This window comes from Pseudomonas fortuita (assembly GCF_026898135.2).
In the GTDB taxonomy this organism is placed as follows: Bacteria; Pseudomonadota; Gammaproteobacteria; order Pseudomonadales; family Pseudomonadaceae; genus Aquipseudomonas; species Aquipseudomonas fortuita.
Map to the genome: position 1 here is coordinate 2,222,620 of NZ_CP114035.2, position 19,823 is coordinate 2,242,442.

Here is a 19,823-nt window from a genome sequence, read left to right on the forward strand (position 1 = left end):
CAAAGGTCATGGCTGACGGCGAGCGCACACGCAGGCGCGCCCGGCTGATGTCAGGCGAAATGAAGTACGGCTGCGGGGAAGGCGGCGGGGGAGGCACGTGGGTTGAGGGCGGGGCGTTGGTAGCGTGGCGGCGGTTGTGCCCAGCTGCGCACGACGATGGGCGAGGTGGCCACGGCTTGCGCCGGGGTGAATGACCAGCCGCCGCTGCTGAGCGGTACGGCCAGGCCAAACGAGGAGCACACCGGGCAGTCGAGCTGGGCCATGTGCTGGTCACCGCCGGCACCGTCCAGGTCAATGGCCACGCCGTGTTCGCTGTTGACCGAGCAGAAGCCGCCTTCCAGCCCGGCCAGGCGCAGGCCACCCATCTGGCCATGGTGCAGGCCGCACAGCAACAGGCTGAACAGGACGCTGGCATAGAGCGTCCAGGCAGTCAGCGTGCGAGTGTGCCGGGTGATTTTCATGGCGGCGAATCTACCATCCGGATGAACGGTCGGGTAGTGCTTTTACTGCAAGTTTTTGGGGCTGCGTTGCAGCCCTATCGCGACACAAGGCCGCTCCCACAGACAACCGCGATCTCCTGTGGTAGCGGCCTTGTGTCGCGATAGGGGCGCAGAGCGCCCCCAGGGTCTATCAGGCCGCCCGCTCCAGCACATCCAGCAAATCGACAAACTCCATCGCCAGCTTGTGCCGTGGCGCCAGGTGCACCAACGGCACTGACGCCTGGTGCGATTCACGCATCTTGATCGAACTGCTCAGGTACACCGGCAGCACGGGCATGCCTTCGCTGCGCAACTGGTCGATCAGGGTCCGGTGCAGGGCGGTGCGCCCGGCGAACTGGTTGACCACCACACCTTCTACCTGCAACGCCGGGTTGTGGTCCTGGCGCAGTTCCTCGACCTCGGCCATGACACTGTGCAGGGCCTGGCGCGAGAAGCTGTCGCAGTCGAACGGGATCAGCAGGCGCTCTGCTGCCACCAGTGCACTGAAGGTGTAGAAATTGAGCGCTGGCGGGGTGTCGATGTAGATCCGCTCGTAGTCCTCGCTCAGTTCCACCAGCAGCTTGCGCAGCTTGTTGATCTTGAACTTGCTCTCCAGCTTGCTTTGCAGGTCGCTGAGATCGGGGCTTGCGGTGACCAGGTGCAGGTTGCTGTAACGGGTTTCGGTGATCGCCACCCGGTGCTTCTTGCCGGCGGCAGTGGCCGCTGACAGGGTCTGGCGAAAGAAGTCGGCGATGCCGGCAGGTATGGCGTCATTGACCAGGCCGGTGAGGTAATAGGTGGCATTGGCTTGCGGGTCGAGGTCGACCAGCAACGTTCGGTAACCCTCGGCAGCACTGGCAGCGGCGAGGTTGCAGGCGATGCTGGACTTGCCGACGCCACCTTTCTGATTGAAGACCACACGACGCATGAGACGCTCATCCATGAAGTGAAAATGTCAGGTTGGGGTCAATCCTATGACTGTAACGCGACAGTTTTATGACAAAGATTGTTACAGCTGCTGGTTTCAACTTCTCCTGTGCCGGGCTCTTCGCGGGTAAAGGTGCAACAGGAGGCTCAGGCCACACACATCCGATTGCGCCCGCTCTGCTTTGCCAGGTAGAGCGCCCGATCAGCCTTGCTCAATGCTTCCACAGGCTCGCTGCCCGCCTCGCCATCCCAGCGTGCCACCCCCAGCGAAACCGTCACCGCGCCCACCGGCGGCACGGGCGTATCCTGCACCGTCACCCGCAGCCGCTCGGCCACCACTGTCGCCACGTCCAGGCTGGCCCCCGGCAGCAGCATCAGGAATTCCTCGCCCCCGGTGCGGCACAGCAGGTCGCCCTCGCGGCAGCAGCGGCGCATCAACTCTGCCAGTCGGCGCAGCACCTGGTCGCCGACCTCATGCCCATGCTTGTCATTGACCTGTTTGAAATGGTCGATGTCCAGCACAATGGCGGCAAAGGCCCGGCCTTCGGCTTCCAGCAATGACAGGCTGAACTCCAGGCTGCGGCGGTTGCCCAGGCCGGTCAGCGGATCGGTCTGGGCGTCGCGGTTGAGCCGGCCGATGCGCTCCTGCAGCAGGTTCAGCCCGATCAGCAGGGCACGCTTGAGCTCGGCCGCCTCGAAGTACCAGGCCCGCACGCGGTGCAAGCGCTCGGCGGTGCCTGCACGGTCCATCGAGCGGGCACCGGCAGCCAGTTGCCACAGCGGCCGGGCGATGGTCATGGCCAGCCACCACAGCAACAGGCAGCCCACCAGCGCCAGAGGCGCAGAAGTGCCCACCACGTTGAGGATCAGGTGGTTCAGTGGCGTCACCGTCTGCGCCAGCGGTTGCTGCGCCACTACCCCCCAGCCGGCGCTGGGTACGGTGGCGAACCCGGCGAGCATTTCCACGCCCAGGCTGTTGGTGATTTGCCGAGTACCGTTGTCCAGCGTCGCCAACTGGTCGATCAGGGCGTTGCCCTCTACCACCGTGCCTACCCGTTCGTGATTGGGGTGGTACAGCAGGCGACGGTTGCGGTCGACCACATACAGGTACGAACCGTCCTTGTAGAAGTGTTCGCCCAGCAGGCTGTTGAGGATGTTGCGTTCACGCAGGTACAGGCTGCCGCCGACATAGCCCAGGTAGCGACCGTCGCTGTCGAACATAGGGTGTGAAAGCGCCACCACCAGGTTATCGGCCGCCGAAAGGTAGGGTGTGGAAACCAGCGGGCGGCGTTCGTGCAGTGCTTCCTGAGCGCCGGGCGACTGGACAAGGGTGCCAATCAGATGACGCAGCGGGGCGGGGGATACGGCCCGCAGCACGCCGTTGGCATCGATGACGAAAGTGGAGTTGAAGGCCATGCTCTGGCCCAGTACACGGTCGGTTTCCCCCAGCAGCGCCGCGGCATCGCTTAGCTGCCGGCCTTGTACGCCGGCGCTGAACCTCAGCTGCTGCTGGGCGTTGCCGATGAATGTCTCGGTGATGCTGGCCAGCTTCATCGCATACACCCGGTTGGCTTCCAGGGCGTGGTCGATCAGCAGTTGGCGCTGCACCCGGTAGCTGGCGAAATAGCTGGCGCACAGCATGACCAGGGCGGTAAGGGCGCAGAGCACCAGAATGAGTGTGCGTAGATCCAGGCGCAATCCGTGCTTGGCGTGTGGCAATCCTGACCTCGATTGATTGAAAGTAGCGACGACCTTTCGCGCTAGGGGAAGTGGGGAACCGCGTTCAGGAACCAGCCCTGTCCAGCGCATTCAGCTCGTCTTCTACCTGCTGCATGCGTCGCTCGACCAGTGCCTGCACCTTGACGTCGCGGGCGGTCTCACGCATCAGGGCGGTGAGTTTTTCGCTCAGGCGCTTGCCCGCTTCGGTGTCTTCCAGCGCTCTGGCCTTGGCCGGGTCCTGGGTGGCAGCAACGATGGTGGCAAATTCGGCGTCGCTGAAGTTCTTTTCGCTGTACAGCCGGAACAGGTCCTGGCGCTGGTCCTCGACGGTCAGGTACTTGCGCAGTACACCCTGGATGGTGGCTTGCGACAGCTGCGGGTGAGTGCGGCCGAGCAGCGCGGCCATGCGCTCGATGTTATGGGTATAGGCCTCTTGCAGCGGCAACTGAGCGAGGATCTGGTCTTCACGAGAGGGTTTCTGGTCGCAGGCGGTGAGGGCGGCAGTCAGCAGCAGGGGCAACAGCAACGTCTGGAAGCGAGGCATGGCGTGGCCTGGTCGGGCAGTGAAGACGGCCGATTATACCGATGTCCGCCCGGCCACGACGAGCTTTGTGATTTGCCTTGAACGGCACACTGGGGTAGAACCTTGCCCTCCCACCACTGCCAACAGCCCCATGCCGAACTGGACCCTGCAACCTGTGGCGCGCGTCGCCATTGCCGAAGTCGTGGCGTTTGTCGATAGCGCACGCCGCGAGTTGTTCCCGATGCTTGCAAAAGCGCCATTGCCGCACGACCTTGCGCATTTTGCCGAGACTTACCTGGACGGTGCGGGGTGCTTCCTTGAGGCGCGTGATGCCGGGCGGCTGGTTGCGGTGATCGGCTACGTGCCCTATGACCACCGCTTCCCTCAGCTTGATTATCACGCTGAGCGGGTGGTCGAGGTGGTGCGCCTGTTCGTGTTGCCGGCCTACCGCAGGCATGGCCTGGCTGCCGCGTTGTTCGGCGCGTTGCGCGAGCGGGCGGAGCAGGCAGGTATCGACTGCCTGTACCTGCATACGCATCCGTTTCTGCCGGGTGCGATTGCGTTCTGGGAGCGGCAAGGGTTTGCCGTGGTGAATGTGGAGCAAGACCCGGTCTGGCAGACCACGCACATGCACTTGCGATTGCCCTGATCTGTGGGAAATTGCCTACAACGGCGCTTTGGGTGTGATCGACGCGTTCATATCCAGGCCGGTCCTGCTTGCTTACCTTCCCCTGTGCACGGCTTATTCACTGCACACGAGGGAGGCTCACGATGCCACACATGGCCCTGTACAAACTCAAACTGCTTGACGAATTCGAAGACCGCACTGGCCTGTGGACCTTCGGTGATTTCGAGAACAGGTTGATGGAACTGTGGCGTGGGGCGACGCGCCATGATGCCAAAGGTATTATCAACGCGGCGCACAACGAGCGGCGCTGGCCCAGGACGGTGAAGCGCTACTTGCTTACCCATTACCGGGCGTTTGGCAATGTCAGTTCGGAGCTGCAGCGCACGTTTGCCGAGGTGCTGGCCGCGATGAGTGAGCAGGAGCAAGCGCAGTGGGGGTTGCTGCCTGCGGGTAGCGCTGTTGCCTGATGGATCCTGGGGCCGCAAACCGCCGCCAGTCCAGGCAACCCGGTCTATCAGCCCCCCCCAGACAACGGCCACTCCACCGCCAAGCGTATCTGGTCGCCGTCCAGCTCCGCCTGCGCCGTGTTCCCCCGGTGCACGTTATGCCTCACCGAGAACGTCGTCCCCTTGGCCTTGCCACTTTGCACCACATACCTCGCCTCGAGGTCGCGTTCCCAATGCTTGCCACCCTTGCCATACCCCAGGTATGCATACCCGCCATTGGGGTCGACATGCGTGCCGTCGATATCGAACCCCCGCACATACAACGCCGTCAGGTTCAACCCCGGCACCCCATAGGCCCCCATGTTCAGGTCATAGCGTGCCTGCCAGGACTTCTCGTTCGGGGCGTTGAAGTCCGACATCTGCACGGCGTTGGCAATGAAGATTGCCCCTCGCGTCACGTAGTCGAACGGGGTGTTGCCGTCGACCTGTTGCCAGCCAAGGCTGAAACCGTGCGGCCCCTGGTTGTAGCGCGAGACCAGGCTCCAGGTGGTGTTGTCGATGCGCCCGGACAGCGCCTTGCCGGTGTCTGTGGTGCGGTACAGGTTGAGGTCCAGGCTGATGCTGCGTCGGTCATCCAGCGCGTGGCTGAGGGTGCTACCCAGGTAGTGCTGGTTCCAGCTGTCCTCGTAGCGCGAGGTGTACAGGCTGCCGCTGAAGGCTGCACCGGGGTTCCAGACCACGCCCGCCAAGTCAAAACTGTTGCCCTGCTTGCCGTTGGAGTAATTCACCACGAAGCCCTGGTCGTGGCTGGAGGCATTGCGGTCGGCGCTTTCGTTGAAGTGCCCGGCCACCAGCGTTAGCGTGTCCAAATCGTTGCTGGTGAGGAAGAACCCTGTGGCGGTTTCGGGCAGCAGGCGGCTGTCGGAAGAGCTGAACACCGGGGTTTTGACGCGTTGTTCGCCATAGGACAGTACAGTATTGGATACCCGCAACTTCAGCGCCGCGCCTGCGCGGCTGTATTCGTTTTTTGGATGCCCGTCGTTATCCATCCCCAGCAGGCGTGCTTTGCCCGCGCGCCCGCCGCCACTGTCGAGTTGTACGCCCAGATAGGCATGGGCATCGACGCCGACACCGATCAGGCCCTGAGTGAAGCCGGACTGAAATGTCCCCATCAAACCGTAGGCCCATTCCTCAGCCTTGCCATCACGTTCGCTGCGCGGTTTGTAGGCATTGCGCGCGGCACTGTTGCGCCCCCCGTGCCGGTAGTTGCGTTGGTCGAATACGCTGCGGTTGAGGATGCTCCAGCTGCTGTCTTCGACAAAACCGTTGCTTTGCGACTGAGCGGAGTCGGCCAGGGCAAAGGGCGACAACCCCAACAGTGGCAGCGCCAACAACAGCCGGTTCATCGCGCTGCCTCAAGCTTCTGCAACTGGGCTGCGAAGCGGGCTTGCGCCCGCGCAGGCAAGCTGGCTGGCAACTCGGTAGCCGGCGCGTCACCGACCTGAATCACCATCACCATGCCCATCGCCAGGTGCGGAATGCATTGGATGCCGTATACCCCCGGCACGCTGAAGGTCTGCTCGAACGGCTGGTTCAACTTGCTCTTGAAGGCCTCGGCCCCCGCCGGTAGCAGGCCGGTCACGCTGGCCGCATTGTGCCCGTTCTGGGTGGGCAGAAAGCGCACCGTGTCGCCGGGGGCAATGCGCAGGTGGTCCGGCTCGTACACCATGGCGCCCTCGCTGCCGCGGTTGAGCATTTTCACTTCATGCACCTCGGCCAGTGCGGCCGGGGCAAGCAGGGCGCTGGCAAGCAGCAGGGCGACAGGGCGCAACAGCATCAGTGGAACTTCCTGGTTCAGGGGGCGCGAAAACGCAGGATGCGCGCGCCATCGAAGGGATCGGTGAGGTAGCGGGCATGCACGCCAAAGGTGCACAGCAGGCGCTCGGGGGTGAGGACTTCGAACGGTTTGCCAAGGGCGACCAGGCGGCCCTTGTCCAGTACCGCGACGCGGTCGCAGGTGAGTGCCTGGTTGAGATCGTGCAAGGCCACCAGCGTGGTCACGGGCAGGGCTTGAACCTGTTGCAGCAGGCTTAGCTGGTGCTGAATGTCCAGGTGGTTGGTCGGCTCGTCCAGCAACAGTACCTGTGGCCGTTGTGCCAGGGCGCGGGCGATGTGCACGCGCTGGCGCTCGCCACCCGACAGCGACCCCCACAGGCGTGCGCGCAGGTGCAGGGCGTCGAGGTCAGCCAGGGCCTGTTCGACGATGGCACGGTCCTCTCGAGAGAAGGGTGCCAATGCCGACAGCCAAGGTGTGCGGCCCAAGGCAACGGCGTCGAACACACGGATTGCGTCGAGGGTGTCAGCTTGTTGCTCGACCAGTGCCACGGCCTGCGCAACCCGGCGGCGGGGCAGTTGTGCCAGCGGTTCGCCCAGCAGTTGCACGTTGCCACTGGCCGGCTTGCGCAGCCCGGCCAGCAACTTGAGCAGTGAGGACTTGCCGGAGCCGTTGGGGCCTACGATGCCCAGGGTTTCACCTGCTACAACGCTCAGCTCGATATCGCGCAGCACGGCAGTGCCGGCCAGTTGCAGCCCTAGGCCCTGGCAACTCAGCGGCGCAAGCTGTACAGCTGTCATGACCGTCATGAGTGCCCTCGGCGGCTGACCAGAATAAGCGCGAAGACGGGCGCCCCGATCAGTGCGGTGACCACGCCCACGGGAATCACCTGGCCCGTGATCAAGGTGCGTGAGAGGACGTCGGCGGCAATCAGGAACAGTGCACCGCCCAGTGCGCTGGCGGGCAACAGGCGGCTGTGGCCTGGGCCGAGCAGCAGGCGCAGGGCATGCGGAATCACCAGCCCGACAAAACCGATGGCGCCGACGATGGACACCATCACGGCCGTCACCAGCGCTGTGCAACTGATCAGCAGTAGCTGGGTGCGCCGCACCGGGATGCCCAGCGATGCAGCCGAATCGGCGCCGAAGGTGAAGGCATCCAGTGCGCGGCGGTGCCACAGGCACACTACCAGGCCAAACAGCGCCACCGGTACGGCCAGCCACACCGATGGCCAGCGCACGCCGCTGAGATTGCCCAACAGCCAGAACAGGATGCCGCGTGCCTGTTCGGCGGTGGCCGACTTGGTGATGAGAAAGGCGGTGAGAGCGGTGAACAGTTGCGAGCCGGCGATACCGGCGAGGATCACCTGCGCGTTGTTGCTGCCAGGGCCGGCCGCGCGGGCCAGTACCAGCACCAGGGCGAACGCAGCCAGCGCCCCCATGAAGGCGCCCCCGGACATGCTCAGCGTCAGGCTACCCAGGCCCAGCAGGCCGACCAGCACTGCACCGGTCGAGGCGCCGGCCGACAACCCCAGCAGGTACGGCTCGGCCAGCGGGTTGCGCAACAGCGCCTGCAGAACCACACCGCAGGTGGCCAGGCCGGCACCGCAGGCTGCCGCGACCAGGGTGCGGGTCAGGCGGTAGTTCCAGACGATGCCGGCGTCGATCGGGTCAACCGGGTAGCCGGCCTGCCACAGCTGGTTGGCCAGCACCTGGCCGACCACGCTGGGCGACAGGTTGGTCTCACCAATGGCGGTGCCGGCCAGCAAGGCAGTCAGCAGTGCCGCCAGGGCAACGGCGATACAAGGTAGCAGGCGGCTCATCACTGGGGTGCTTTACCGCTGGCAAAGGCGGCGGACAGCGTCTGCAGGCCACGGAACAGGCGGATGCCGGCCTGCATGGCGTCGGCGTCGAGGACGATGATGCGATCGTGTTTCACCGCGTCCATGTTGCGGGTTACCGGGTCGTTGCGCAGAAACTCCAGCTTCTTCTGGTAGTCGTCGGCGGGGAAGCGGCGGCGGTCCATGCGGGCGATGATCAGCCAGGTGGGGTTGGCCTTGGCCAGGGTTTCCCAGCCTACGGTCGGCCACTCCTCGGTGGATTCGACCACGTTGCGAACGCCCAACGTGCGTAGCATGAAGTCCGCGACCCCTTGACGGCCCGCCACGTAAGGGTCGATGTCGAGGTCGGCGCTGGAGAACCAGAACAGTGCCGAGGTGGCAGACAGGTCCTTGCCGGCCAGTTGTGCCTTGGCGCTGTCCAGGCGGCCTTTCAGCTCGGCGTTCAACGCAGTGCCGCGGTCCTGCACATCAAAGATCTCGGCCAGCTGGCTGACGCTCTTGTAGATGCTGTTTACCTGAAACGCCTGCAGGCGGGTGCCGTCGGCGCCGACCAGGTTGTCTTTGCCTTCGCAGTCCGACGGCAGCAGGTAGGTGGGGATCTTCAGCTCATCGAACTGCTCGCGGGTGCCGACCACACCCTGGGCGCCGACCATCCATTCGAACTGCACGGTCACCAGCTGCGGGCGCTTGCCGACCACGGCCTCGAAGCTGGGGTCATTGTCGGCCAGGCGCGGCACCTTGTCGTTCTGCGCCTGGTACTCGGGCAGCACGTTGTTGAACCACAGCGAAGTGCCCGCCAGTTTGTCGCCAAGCCCGAGTGCGTAGAGTATCTCGGTGCCGGCCTGGCCGATGGTGACGGCGCGCTGCGGGGCCTGGGCGAAGGTCTGCGGTTTGCCGCAGTTCTCGACCGTGAGCGGGTAGTGGGTGGCGGCGGCCTGGGCCAGGCCAGTGAGGCCGAGGCCGGCGAGCAGGGTGGCGAAACGGGGCAGCATGCTGGGCGATCTCCTATCGGACAGTTCGGGTGAGGAACGCACGGACAGGCATCGCCGAGCCCCCGCCGAGGGCAGGGGCAACACTGATGGCCAATCCCGGACACCCCGCCGGTTGGTAAATGTAGGCCGGCAGGTCTCCTGACTGGTGCGTCATGGCCCGGCTCCGGCCTTCCCGGGTTGTGGCCCAGTGGCATCAATGGAGCAGGCTCGGCACCTACAGTTGCGGGGGCAGTTCCGTTTGGCCCGTATTGGCGGGCCTGGGATTCCCTATTAATTCCGTGGTGGAAACCGGCGGCCCGCATGGTAGACCATCGTGCCGCCGGGTGAAAACGCTTTTCAGAAGTACTTCAGCCAGGTGATGTCGCGGCGGCGCGCTTTCAGGCGAGCGAACCCGCGCACCGGCAGGTACAGCGAAACCGCCAGCACCACTGCACCCAGCCACACCGCCGCGATGCCGTCGAAGCCGAAATAGTCGCCATGGTTGAGGCCGAACAGCGCCACGCAGGCCAGGTACAACAGCTTCAGCACGTACAGGTGCAACAGGTAGAAAAACATCGGTGCTGCGCCAAACACTGCCAGCGCGCTGACCCAGCGGGCCTGGCCGGCGCGCTCGAAGGCGCGCAGCAACAGCAGGCCGCAGCCCAGGGTCAAGGCCAGGAACAGCAGTGAAGGCGGGTACTTGGTGATGTTGAAGAAGCTCATCACGGTTTGTGTGAAGGTGGGGTAACCGCTCCACGGCGCCTCGCCGTAGCCGTTGAACATGCGCAACGCGACAAAGCCCAGCAACGCGATCAAACCCGCCAGCAGCAGGCGCTGCTGGCGTTGGCCAGCCGCACTGCCCCGGGCAAACCAGGGGCCCAGGCCATAACCCAGCGCGATGACGCCGATCCATGGCAGCACCGGGTAAGACGTGCGCAGGCGCAGGTTTTCGGAAAACTCAAGCCAGCCCCGGTCGTGCAGGATTGCCCATGGCACGTGCAGGGCTGACTCCACGCCAAAGTGCAGGCCGTCGAGAAGGTTGTGGCCGGCAACGATGGCTGCGCCCAGGGCGAGCAGGGCAGCACGTGGCAGCCATACCAGCAGCGACAGGGCGATCATGCTGACACCGATGGCCCAGATGACTTGCAGGTAGATGACGCTGGGGGGCAACTGAAATGTCCAGGCGAAGTTGACCAGGGTGAATTCCAGCACCACCAGGAACAACCCGCGCTTGAACAGAAACGCCGAGACATCGCCGCGGCCTTGGTGCTTTTCGCCGTACAGCCAGGCCGACAGCCCGGTTAGCAGGACAAACACTGGCGCGCACAGGTGGGCCAGGGTCCGGCTGAAGAACAGCGACGGCTCTGTAGCGTCGATGGTCATCGGGTCGCTGACCTGTCGGTGCAGGAAGAACGTTTCGCGGACGTGGTCCAGAAGCATGAACAGGATCACCAGGCCGCGCAGGGCATCGATGCTTTGCAGGCGCTGGGTGATCAAGGAGGGCGTGGCGCTGGCGCTTGTCATGGAGGGTCGCTGATAGGAATTAATGTCATGTGAAACGTTATCTTATAACTAATCGATGAGAGGTTGGTAGAGGTTTTTGTGTTGCGTGTGCCGGTCTCTTCGCTGCGCAAGGCTGCTCCTACCGGTCGGTGGTGACTGGTAGGAGCAGCCTGGTGCTGCGAAGAGACCGTTACAGGCAACTCAGGTCAGAAGGTGTAATCAACCGTCGCAAAGTACGATCGTGGCATCCCCATCAACCACTGCTGCCCACTGAACGCCGACTGCACATATTCACGATCAGACAGGTTGTTCAACTGCAACCCCAACTTCACATCCGGCAGCACCTGCCAGGCGATGTTGGCATCGACCACGGCGTAGCTGGGGGCACGTTGGGAATTGGCAGTATCGGCATAACGCTCATCCACGTAGCGCACACCCATGCCGGCCTCTACCTGTTGGCCGAAGCCTTTGCTCAGCCACAGGTTGGCGGTACGCCGTGGCACGTTGGCCGGCCGGTTGCCGGCACGGTCCTGCGCTACACCGCCGACCATCTCGTCGAAATCGTCATACCTGGCGCGTACCAGCGACGCATTGGCCGACACCTGCCACTGATGCGCCAGTGCCAGTTCCAGGGTTGCCTCAAGGCCATCTGACGTCTGCTGCCCAGCCTGTTGTTTCTCGTGGGTGATCGGGTCGTCCACCAGCAGCTTCTTTTTGACGATGTGGTAGGCGGCCAGCGTCCATTCGCCACGGCCGTCCCAGAAGCGCTGCTTGAGGCCAACCTCGGTCTGTTTCGCCTCGGTCAGGTCATAGTGCATCTGGGTGGGGCTGAGGCTGATGAGGTTGTTGACCCCCTCCTGGCTGGTGGAGTACTGCCCGAACAGCGCCAAGTCATCGGTGACTGCGAACACCAGCCCGGCGCGCCAGTTGCCACCTTGCAGGTTGCGGTCGCTGCGGCTGTCGTTGGTCAGGTTGGTGCGGTCGATGTGGTTCTGGTCGCGGCGCACCCCAGTGACCAGCGACAGCCGGTCGCTCAGCTGCAAGCGGTTCCCGGCGAACAGAGCGAAGGTGTGGGTGCTGGACAAGGTTTGCGGGCGCAGTGGCGAGGCGCTGTGGAACCCGCCCGGTTCTGGCTGCCATGGGTCGATGTAGTCACCGCCCACATCGTTGTAGGGCGCGTTGCTGTCGACGTTGAAGCGGACCTTGTTGTATTCCGCGCCGACCACGGTCTTGCTGGCCAGGCCGAACAGCCTGTGGTCAAAGGTGAAGGTCTGGCGGTCGCCGAACTGTTCCTGGTTGTGCTTGATCTCCAGGTAGCTGCCGCGCTGCAATTGCTGGCGCTCGGCGTCCCAGCTGTAGTCTTCGGCATTGCGCCAGTGGCGGCGGCTTTTGATGTAGTACAGCTGGTTGCTGGCGCTGACGTGGTCGTTCAGCGTCCAGTCCGTGGTCAGCCGGGTCCACTCATCGACGTAGTGCTGCACGTCGTTCTGCACGTTGTAGTTTTTCTTGCGCAGGCTGCTGCGGTAGTGGCCGTCGATCAGCGGGGTGCCGTAGTAGTTGGCAGGCTCTGCATCACCACGGTCGTGGGCAAGGGTGAAACTGAGGTCGTCACTGGCATCGAAACGCAGCGCGGCACTCAGGGCCAGGCTGCGCGATGTGGTGCGGTCGACCCAGCCGTTGCCGGCCTGCTGGTTAAGGGTCAGGCGATAGCTAAGGCGCTCGCTGAGGCTGCCGCCGCTGTCCAGGCCGAGCTGCTGGCGGTCCCACGAGCCGTAGCCCAGGCGCAGGTGGTTGCGCACCTCGCCGGCAATCGGTTTTTTCGGGATCACGTTGATCACCGCGCCGGTGGCGCCTTCGCCATGCAGAACCGAAGCCGGGCCGCGAATGACATCGATACGCTCGACCATCCACGGGTCGACCGGGAACGTCTGGGTGCCGGCACCGGTGTACAGGCGTGCGTCGTCGAACAGGGTCATCACCGAACTGTGACCGGCAAAGCCGCGGGCGGACAGGCCTGTGCCACCGTCGCCGGGGGAGCCGACGAAGGTGATGCCCGGCGACCGCGTCACCGCATCCTGCACGGTGAGGTTGTTGCGCTGCTGAATCTGCTCGGCGCTGATGCTGCTGGTGCTGGCCGGTGTTTCCAGGGCACTGAGGCCGAGGCGCGAGCCTGCCTGGGTCGGCGTGGCCAGGTCGAGGGTGCGGCTGTCGAGGGTGTCGGTGATGGCCGTGGAAGGCAAGGCCAAGGGCTGCTGGTCATGGCCATCGGCCAGGGCCGGGAGGGCGACGGCCAGGCAGGCCGCCAGGGGGTGAAGCTTGAACATACGGGACATGTCGTTCCACTGCTGCAGGAATGAATGGATCCCGGTGGAAAACACGCAAAGGCGAACCATGCAGGCAGGCGCGCGCACGGATTCCGGCCTGCGCCCGCCCACCGCGGGTTGCCAAGTGAAGCTCCAGGCCGGTCTCCGGGCTTGCGAGGGGCATGAAACCTTCACCTTCCCATGCACGTGCACAGTGGTATCTCGAAGGGTTCACTCGCTTACCGTTGCGGGGGCAGCGCCGGACTTGTCATGGGTAACATGACGCACCGGCTTCCCGTTTCACCCTGCGCGCGGCGGCGAAGGGCACCTGAAACTGGCGCGCATCTGACCACTGAAAGGCTAAGGCGTCAAATGTTGGCGTGCCATGAATACGCCGATAAAACACAGGGTTGCGTGTTTTTACTGATTTTTTTTCGAACTTTTCGTGTGGCGTTTGTCTCGAACCGCACGTTCGTCTTTCGTTACCAAGTCATGGAGACTTTACGCATGCCTGCTCGTCATCTGTTGCGCCACACCTGCCTGCTCGCCTTGATCGCCGCACCGCTGGCCGCCACCGCCGCACCCAGCACCGACCCGCTGTTCACCATCGGTCTGCAGGGCGCCTACGACAAGTTCAAGTTCGAAGGTGGCAGTGAAAACGACAAGGAACACATGGGCCAGGGCGGTGTGTTCGCCACCTTCGGCAACAAGCTGACAGCCGAATCCGGTTTCATCTACCAAATCGGCGCCGAAGCCAAATACGGCAAGAAGAACGACAACAAGCTCAAGGAGGCCCAGGCTGACCTGGACCTTGGCTGGCGTGCGGCGCTGGACGCTCGCAACTTCGTCGATGTGACCGTGGGCGGCGGCTACAGCTGGTCGCGCTTCGAGCCGGAAATCAACGACCTTGATACCAAGCTCACCGTGAAGTCGCCCTTTGCCAAGGCGGCGCTGGGCTACAACCACCAGTTCGACGCCTCGACCCTGCGGGTGGAAGTGGGCGCGCGCCACACCCTGGACGGCCGTGCGCGGCTGAAAGTGGACGACTTTGGCAGCGACACGGTCGACCTCAAAGACCGCACCAACCCGTACGCTGAAGTGACGTTGCTGATGAACCAGCAGGGCGCTTTGCCGGTGCAGGCCGGGGTGTACTACACCCGCACCGAATACAAGCTGGACGAAGATTCGCCAGTGGCAGACAACACCAAGCTCAAGCGTGACGAGTTTGGTGTAAAGGTGGGCTTGGCGTTCTGAAGCTGAGCGTTTAGCAGGCCCGGCCTCTTCGCGGGTGAACCCGCTCCCACAAGGACCGCACAGCCTTTAGGTGCTGCGCAGTACTTGTGGGAGCGGGCAAGCCCGCGAAGGGGCCGAACCTGCAAGAGAGGTCAGCGCCCGCGACGCCGCGACACCCGTGCCTCGATGTTCTTGCGCCCGATCAGCAGCGGTGGTTTCTCCACCACCGGCTCCTCTGCCAGCCACTTGTACATCACCAGGCAGTCCACCAGCCCCAGGCGGGCATGGCGATAAGCCTTGGGCAAGCGGCCGACTGTTTCAAATCCCAGCCTGTGCCACAGTGCCACCGCAACTTCATTGCTGGCCACTACCGAGTTGAACTGCAGGGCCAGAAAGCCCTCCTGGCGCGCCAGCTTCTGCGAGTGCTCGCACATCAGGCGTGCCACACCTCGGCCGCGTGCCTGTTCGCACACCATATAGCCGCAATTGCCCACGTGCGCGCCAGGCCCGGCGGCATTGGCCTTAAGATAATAAGAACCCAGCAGCTCGCCATCTTCTTCGGCCAGCAGCGTGTGTTGCGGCAGCTCAAGCCACAGCTGGCGGGCCTGATCGATGCTCAGCTCGGGGTCAAAGGCGTAGGTTTCACGGGCCTGGACAATGGCCTGGAAGGTGGGCCAGAAGCGCTCGAAGTCTTCGGCTGTCATAGGGCGAACGTGGATCATGCGGGCTCCTGCAAGGGCTGGGCCGCCAAGTCTGTGGGGCGCGGCGCCGTCGCGCAAGGGCGGCGACGCCGTTTGGGCCTAGCCGTTGGCCTTGCCCACCGCATCCATGGCTCGCGCCGAGTACACCAGCGCAGCACCGGCGTTCATCGCCACGGCCACGCCGAGGGCTTCGGCAATTTCCTCGCGGCTGGCCCCGTGCTTGACCGCCTGCTGCGAATGCACGGCGATGCAGCCGTCGCAACGGGTGGTCACGGCCACGGCCAGTGAGATCAACTCACGCGTCTTGGCGTCGAGGTGGTTGGTCTTGGCTCCCGCACCGCTGGCGGTCATGTAACCGGCCACGGTGTCGGGGGAGAGTTGCTTGAGATCGCCGATGCCGGCCATCAACTGCTTACGGTAGGCGTCCCAGTCCATCATGCTCATCGTCTTCACCTTGTGGTGGTTGCGAGTGGAGCTTTCAGGCTAGTCGAAGAGTGACACCTGCGAGGCTTGTACTTTGGTGGGTGTGCAGCAGCACTTGTGGGCGCGTTGAGCCTTCAAATGTAGATGAACACCAGCACCAGCGCTGCAACCACCGCCCACTTTTCCACGTAGTAGCGCAGGCGGTTGCGCTTCTTCAGCGCTTTGCCGCGTTCACGGATCTTGTAGATGCGGGTGAACAACCGGTTGATACCGCCGGTCTTGTCGCCGGCACCGTTGGGCGCGGCGGCGGCGGCCATGACGTTGCGGCTGAACCAGCGGTTGAACGCAGTGGCCCAGCGGTACTTGAGCGGGCGCTCGACGTCACAGAACAGGATGATGCGGTTGTGCTCGGTCGTGTTCGCCGCGTAGTGGATGTAGGTCTCGTCGAAGATCACGCCCTCGCCATCGCGCCATGAGTATTTCTCGCCGTCCACGTCGATGTAGCAACCGTCATCGTTCGGCGTGTCCAGGCCCAGGTGATAGCGGTACGAGCCGGCATACGGGTCACGGTGGCGCACCAGCTTGGCGCCCGGCGGCAGGGTAGCGAACATGGCAGCCTTGACCGTGCCGATGCTTTGCAACAGTTCGGTGGTGCGTGGGCAGAGGGCCATCGCCGAAGGGTGGCTTTCGCCGTACCACTTCAGGTAGAAGCGCTTCCAGCCAGTCTTGAAAAACGAGTTGAAACCGACGTCATCGTAGTTGTCGGACTTCTTGATTTCGCCCACGCGCAGCAACTGGCGGCCTTCCTCGCGGATTTCCTGCCAGTGGTCTTGCAGCGGCTTCAGTTCGGGGAAGGCTTCGACCGGCAAGTATGGCTTGGCCGGGAGCTTGGAAAACAGGTACAGGAAACTGTTGACCGGGGCGAGGAAGCTGGAGTGGTCGCCCAGCTGGCGAGTCAATTTGTGGCGAACCCGACCGCGCAGGTGCACGTAGGCAATCGAGAGGGCGAAGATAAGTACGAGTGCAATTTTCATGGACGTTTACTTGTCGAAAAATGGCCATGCGTCATGGCATAAGCTCGCCAGCATAAACAATCATGGGGGTAGTTTGTACTTATTGTTACGAAACACCGGGGCGACATTGGTGTAATGCCCTACAGTCTTGCGCAAACGTTTCATGTCAGGGAGTTGGTATGGTTCAGGATATACGCCCCAGCGGTAGCCCGTTCAAACGGCTGTTCTTCGCCTTGCCGGTCAGCGATGCCCAGCGCCATGCCTTGGCTCAGTGGCGCCGGGCGCTGAACCTGCGCAGCGGCAAACCCGTCCCCGCGGCCAACTTCCATGTCACGCTGTTGTTCCTCGGCGATGTGGATACCGCACAGGTGCCGGCGATCTGTGCGGCAGTCGATCAACTGACGTTGCCAACCCTGGCACCGCGGCTGTTGCTTGACCGTTTGCAGGTGTGGCAGCGGGCCGGCGCGTTGGTGCTGGAGGCACAGCAGACACCGCCGGCCCTGTTGCAACTGGTGTATGGCTTGCAGCAGGCACTGCTGCCGTTGGGGGTGGAGGCGGCCAACCGTGAGTATCGGCCGCACTTGACCCTGTCCTGGGATTACCACGGGCAACCACCCGAGGCCAGCAGCGCGCCGGAGTTCTACCTCAGCGCGCGCCACTTCACGCTCTACGAGTCGCGCAAGGGCGCCTACTGGCCCTTGGCGCAGTGGCCGCTGGCAGACTGACCCGGGGTCAGCGTTGCGTGGCTCGCCATAGTTGTTGCTGCCATTGAGCTGGTTGAAGCCTGCAACCCAGTACTTCTTGTCGAACAGGTGGCGTGCCCAACCGAGGCTGCCGCTACTTGAGTAGCCGCCCTGTGCCAGTTCAGGCTGCGGCCTGGCAATCTGCAAACAGTTTTTTGCCCAAGGCGTGTGCATGGTGCAAGTGGGGAAGCTGGTCAGGCCCTTCGCTGTCATCCAGCAAGGTGGAACTGAGTACCTCGGCGCCGCAATAGTCGAAGATGCCGTGCTCGATCTGCACGCGCATCGCCTCGCCATAGCCGTGCCGTTCGAAGGTGCCTGTATCGGCACCCGCAACGCCGATCAGGTGAACCTTCATGCCACGCAATTTCTTCACCGTGGCGCCTTCTTCATAGTCGAACGCCCAGCCATTGCTGAATACCCGTTCGACCCAGCCCTTGAGCAGGGCCGGCAGTGACCACCAGTAGACCGGATAGACCAGCACCAGGGCATCGGCGCGCTCGATGCGTGCCTGCTCGTTGAGTACATCAGCCGGCGGTGCTGCCAGCCGGCGGTGCACGGCATGGTCTGCCAGGCTGAAGCGGGGGTCGAAGCCTTCGCTGGCCAGGTCGGCGATTTCGCTGCTGTGGCCGACGCTGGCCAGGCCGTCGGCAACCTGCCGGGCCAGCGCGTGGGTGAGGGATTGCGGGTCATGGTGACCGACGACGATCAGAGCGTGCATGGTGGCTCTCCATTCAACGGTGCAGGGTAGCCTGAAGCGTTATATACTCCAGGTAAGTTACGTTTAGTAAGTTACTTTTGGTAGGTAATCGATGTCAAGCAACGATCAAGCCCGTTCCCGCAAGCGCCTGAGCCGCGACGACCGACGCAGGCAGTTGCTGGACATGGCCTGGCAATTGGTGCGGGAGGAGGGTACCGATGCCTTGAGCCTGGGCCGCCTGGCTGAACAGGCGGGGGTAACCAAGCCGGTGGTCTATGACCATTTCGAGACCCGCAACGGGCTGCTGATGGCGCTGTACCAGGAATACGATGCGCGTCAGTCGCAGATGCTGGCGCAAGCCTTGGCCAGCTGTGAAGCCAGCTTGGCCAGCCGCGCCCGGGTGATTGCCGAGGCCTACGTGGACTGCGTGATGAGCCAGGGCCGGGAGATACCCGGGGTGTCGGCAGCGCTGGCCGGGTCGCCGGAACTGGAGGCGCTGAAACGGGCGTACGAGCAGCCGTTCCTGGACAAGTGCCGCGAAGCCTTGGCCGGGTTTTCGCCCAGCGGCAATGTAGGGGTTGCCGGCATGCGCCTGCTGGTCGGGGCAGCGGATGCGCTGTCCCAGGCGGCTGCAGCGGGAGAGCTGGAAGCCGGGCAGGCCAAGGCTGAGCTCAAGGCCGCCATTATCGCCATGGTCGAACGGCAAACATGAAGCGCATGCGACCATTGTGTGTGGGCGCACCCGCGAACACCGGCATAGCCGGTGCCATCCACCGCGTTGTCTGCTTCGCGGGCGCGCCCGCTCCCACAGTGATCGAGCATGCTTGATAACTGGCTTCGCTACACAGGCAAGCTCTGGTAGGGCTGTTCATCCCCCGGGCTGCGCTCGAACTGGCGCTTGTACTCGCGGCTGAACTGCGAGGTGCTCTGGTAACCCACCCGGTGCGCTGTTTGCGCCACCCCCAGGCCCTCACCGATCAGCATCTGCTGCGCCTTGAGTAGCCGCAAGCGCTTGAGGTACTGCATCGGTGCCATGTCGGTGCAGCGCTTGAAGTGTTCATGGAAGGTCGAAACGCTCATGTTGGCCCGCGCGGCCAGTGCCTCCACGCTCAGCGGCTCGGCGTAGTGCTCGCGCAGGTGGGCGAGGGCGGCGCCGATGCGGGCAAAATGCCCCTGTTGCTCCACCAGTGCTCGCAACACACCGGCCTGCGGGCCGCGCAGCGCGGTATACAGCACCTCACGCACGCGCGCTGGGCCCAGTACTTTGGCGTCAAGCGGGTCCTGCAGGCAGTGCAGCAGCCGTTCCACACTGTCACGCATTGGCGCATCCAGTGCCGCCGAGGTCATCGATTGCGGTGTTTGTGCCTGTACTGCAGCGTCCGGCACCAAGCCCATGCTCTGCACCAGTTCACCCAGCACGCCACGGTCAATGTCCACCGCCACGCCCAGCAATGGCGCGTCAGGGGTGGCGAAAGTTTCGCACATGAACGGCACCGACAACGCCTGCACCAGGTAATGCCCGGCGCCGTACTCCAGGGTGCGCGGCCCCAGGCGCGCCAGCTTGCTGCCCTGGGCCAGGATCATCAGGCTGGGTTCGTAGATCTGCGGGCTGCTGGCCACATAGTGGTCCCAGCTCAGCACCTGTACCTGGGGCAGGTGCGTGGGCACAAAGCCCGGGCGCGTGGCGAGGCTGCGGATCAGCGTACAAAGTGGCGAATTGGCGTCGACGTGGCGGGTCAGTTGCATGTTAAACCAAGGGCAGAGGATCAGACAGCTTAATCATCGCAGATTAAGGGGATGGCGCGAGTTATCAGATGGCATCTTCGGATAATCAGGCATG

General features: G+C 63.7%; 21 protein-coding genes and 2 riboswitches. Of the genes, 5 read left to right on the top strand and 16 right to left on the bottom strand.

What is annotated here, in order from left to right; all coding sequences use genetic code 11:
• Positions 1 to 50 precede the first annotated feature (50 nt).
• The 4 genes from OZ911_RS10210 to OZ911_RS10225 all read right to left on the bottom strand — a co-directional run bounded on the left by OZ911_RS10210 (position 51) and on the right by OZ911_RS10225 (position 3,669).
• Complete coding sequence (locus OZ911_RS10210; protein ID WP_016485982.1) at positions 51 to 461, bottom strand: DUF2946 family protein; 411 nt, start codon at positions 459 to 461, stop codon at positions 51 to 53.
• Positions 462 to 630: 169 nt separating this feature from the next.
• On the bottom strand, positions 631 to 1,407 hold the full coding sequence (locus OZ911_RS10215) for a ParA family protein (protein ID WP_023048898.1): 777 nt from the start codon (positions 1,405 to 1,407) through the stop codon (positions 631 to 633).
• Between the two features lie 146 nt (positions 1,408 to 1,553).
• Positions 1,554 to 3,125, bottom strand: a complete 1,572-nt coding sequence (locus OZ911_RS10220; RefSeq protein ID WP_016485984.1) for a sensor domain-containing diguanylate cyclase — start codon at positions 3,123 to 3,125, stop codon at positions 1,554 to 1,556.
• A gap of 64 nt (positions 3,126 to 3,189) precedes the next feature.
• Positions 3,190 to 3,669, bottom strand: a complete 480-nt coding sequence (locus OZ911_RS10225; protein ID WP_016485985.1) for a hypothetical protein — start codon at positions 3,667 to 3,669, stop codon at positions 3,190 to 3,192.
• A 130-nt stretch (positions 3,670 to 3,799) separates the two neighbouring features.
• Between OZ911_RS10225 and OZ911_RS10230 the strand changes: the two genes are divergently transcribed.
• Together OZ911_RS10230 and OZ911_RS10235 are read left to right on the top strand one after the other, a co-directional pair.
• Entirely contained in the window at positions 3,800 to 4,297 is a 498-nt protein-coding gene (locus OZ911_RS10230) for a GNAT family N-acetyltransferase (RefSeq protein ID WP_024717700.1), read from the top strand.
• Between the two features lie 122 nt (positions 4,298 to 4,419).
• The gene (locus OZ911_RS10235) at positions 4,420 to 4,743 is read left to right on the top strand and encodes a hypothetical protein (protein ID WP_016485987.1); all 324 of its coding nucleotides are present in this window, start codon (positions 4,420 to 4,422) and stop codon (positions 4,741 to 4,743) included.
• Between the two features lie 47 nt (positions 4,744 to 4,790).
• Here OZ911_RS10235 and OZ911_RS10240 read toward each other — a convergent pair whose 3' ends face one another.
• The 7 genes from OZ911_RS10240 to OZ911_RS10270 all read right to left on the bottom strand — a co-directional run bounded on the left by OZ911_RS10240 (position 4,791) and on the right by OZ911_RS10270 (position 13,203).
• Positions 4,791 to 6,128 carry an OprD family porin gene (locus tag OZ911_RS10240; protein ID WP_016485988.1) on the bottom strand — a complete coding sequence of 446 codons (1,338 nt, stop codon included), beginning with the start codon at positions 6,126 to 6,128 and terminating at the stop codon, positions 4,791 to 4,793.
• Entirely contained in the window at positions 6,125 to 6,559 is a 435-nt protein-coding gene (locus OZ911_RS10245) for a pseudoazurin (RefSeq protein WP_023048895.1), read from the bottom strand. The genes OZ911_RS10240 and OZ911_RS10245 overlap by 4 nt, the downstream gene beginning before the upstream one ends.
• A 17-nt stretch (positions 6,560 to 6,576) precedes the next feature.
• Entirely contained in the window at positions 6,577 to 7,365 is a 789-nt protein-coding gene (locus OZ911_RS10250) for an ABC transporter ATP-binding protein (protein WP_031312375.1), read from the bottom strand.
• Positions 7,362 to 8,378: a FecCD family ABC transporter permease gene (locus OZ911_RS10255; protein ID WP_070086466.1), complete on the bottom strand. Its 1,017-nt coding sequence runs from the start codon at positions 8,376 to 8,378 to the stop codon at positions 7,362 to 7,364. Before OZ911_RS10255 ends, OZ911_RS10250 begins: the two co-directional genes overlap by 4 nt.
• Complete coding sequence (locus OZ911_RS10260; protein ID WP_023048893.1) at positions 8,378 to 9,388, bottom strand: ABC transporter substrate-binding protein; 1,011 nt, start codon at positions 9,386 to 9,388, stop codon at positions 8,378 to 8,380. The genes OZ911_RS10255 and OZ911_RS10260 overlap by 1 nt, the downstream gene beginning before the upstream one ends.
• A 111-nt stretch (positions 9,389 to 9,499) precedes the next feature.
• Positions 9,500 to 9,696: riboswitch (cobalamin riboswitch) on the bottom strand.
• 28 nt (positions 9,697 to 9,724) lie between these two features.
• Positions 9,725 to 10,891, bottom strand: coding sequence for an acetyltransferase domain-containing protein (locus tag OZ911_RS10265; protein WP_023048892.1), 1,167 nt, complete (start codon positions 10,889 to 10,891; stop codon positions 9,725 to 9,727).
• A gap of 185 nt (positions 10,892 to 11,076) precedes the next feature.
• Positions 11,077 to 13,203 (bottom strand): TonB-dependent receptor, encoded by a 2,127-nt coding sequence (locus OZ911_RS10270; protein WP_268968644.1) that lies wholly within the window; start codon positions 13,201 to 13,203, stop codon positions 11,077 to 11,079.
• 109 nt (positions 13,204 to 13,312) lie between these two features.
• Positions 13,313 to 13,520: riboswitch (cobalamin riboswitch) on the bottom strand.
• Positions 13,521 to 13,680: 160 nt separating this feature from the next.
• Here OZ911_RS10270 and OZ911_RS10275 point away from each other — a divergent pair.
• Positions 13,681 to 14,427 carry an outer membrane beta-barrel protein gene (locus OZ911_RS10275; RefSeq protein ID WP_023048891.1) on the top strand — a complete coding sequence of 249 codons (747 nt, stop codon included), beginning with the start codon at positions 13,681 to 13,683 and terminating at the stop codon, positions 14,425 to 14,427.
• A gap of 131 nt (positions 14,428 to 14,558) precedes the next feature.
• Here OZ911_RS10275 and OZ911_RS10280 read toward each other — a convergent pair whose 3' ends face one another.
• The 3 genes from OZ911_RS10280 to lpxO form a co-directional block, all read right to left on the bottom strand.
• Positions 14,559 to 15,128: a GNAT family N-acetyltransferase gene (locus OZ911_RS10280; RefSeq protein WP_016485996.1), complete on the bottom strand. Its 570-nt coding sequence runs from the start codon at positions 15,126 to 15,128 to the stop codon at positions 14,559 to 14,561.
• A 78-nt stretch (positions 15,129 to 15,206) separates the two neighbouring features.
• Positions 15,207 to 15,551: a carboxymuconolactone decarboxylase family protein gene (locus OZ911_RS10285; RefSeq protein WP_013973174.1), complete on the bottom strand. Its 345-nt coding sequence runs from the start codon at positions 15,549 to 15,551 to the stop codon at positions 15,207 to 15,209.
• Between the two features lie 113 nt (positions 15,552 to 15,664).
• Positions 15,665 to 16,564: a lipid A hydroxylase LpxO gene (gene lpxO, locus OZ911_RS10290; RefSeq protein WP_016485997.1), complete on the bottom strand. Its 900-nt coding sequence runs from the start codon at positions 16,562 to 16,564 to the stop codon at positions 15,665 to 15,667.
• A 158-nt stretch (positions 16,565 to 16,722) separates the two neighbouring features.
• Between lpxO and thpR the strand changes: the two genes are divergently transcribed.
• Positions 16,723 to 17,268: an RNA 2',3'-cyclic phosphodiesterase gene (thpR, locus tag OZ911_RS10295; RefSeq protein WP_070086465.1), complete on the top strand. Its 546-nt coding sequence runs from the start codon at positions 16,723 to 16,725 to the stop codon at positions 17,266 to 17,268.
• A gap of 139 nt (positions 17,269 to 17,407) precedes the next feature.
• Here thpR and OZ911_RS10300 read toward each other — a convergent pair whose 3' ends face one another.
• Positions 17,408 to 18,004, bottom strand: coding sequence for an NAD(P)H-dependent oxidoreductase (locus OZ911_RS10300; RefSeq protein WP_016486002.1), 597 nt, complete (start codon positions 18,002 to 18,004; stop codon positions 17,408 to 17,410).
• A gap of 91 nt (positions 18,005 to 18,095) precedes the next feature.
• Between OZ911_RS10300 and OZ911_RS10305 the strand changes: the two genes are divergently transcribed.
• Entirely contained in the window at positions 18,096 to 18,695 is a 600-nt protein-coding gene (locus tag OZ911_RS10305) for a TetR/AcrR family transcriptional regulator (protein WP_016486003.1), read from the top strand.
• A gap of 128 nt (positions 18,696 to 18,823) precedes the next feature.
• Here OZ911_RS10305 and OZ911_RS10310 read toward each other — a convergent pair whose 3' ends face one another.
• A complete protein-coding gene (locus tag OZ911_RS10310; RefSeq protein ID WP_060518777.1) occupies positions 18,824 to 19,729 on the bottom strand; it encodes an AraC family transcriptional regulator in 906 nt (301 codons plus the stop codon).
• Between the last annotated feature and the right edge of the window lie 94 nt (positions 19,730 to 19,823).